Raw genomic sequence first — 307 nt, 5'->3', positions numbered from 1 at the left:
AAATAGCAGGAGCAGGTAATCTAAATGTCTCTACTCAGTTTCTTGTGGACAGAGACGGTACAATTTACCGGCTAATGCCCGAAACCACCATGGGTCGGCATGTAATAGGTCTTAATCATGCGGCTATTGGTGTGGAAAACGTAGGCGGAACACCGGAAACCCCTCTAACTCAAGCTCAGGTGGAAGCAAATATCTGGTTGGTAAGATACCTTAAGTCCAGATATGATATTCAATATGTTATTGGTCACCACGAATACACCAATTTTGAAGATCATGAATTATGGCTGGAAAAAGATGCCGGCTACAG

At 43.3% G+C, this 307-nt stretch carries 1 protein-coding gene; it reads left to right on the top strand.

Annotated features, from left to right (window positions below; genetic code table 11):
* A partial coding sequence (locus HC175_RS22560) for a peptidoglycan recognition protein family protein (protein WP_168140042.1) occupies nucleotides 1-307 on the top strand: 307 nt, incomplete at both ends.

The organism is Salinimicrobium oceani, assembly GCF_012037645.1.
Note: the sequence above shows the minus strand (reverse complement) of the source record. Positions and strands in the feature narration are given on the sequence as shown.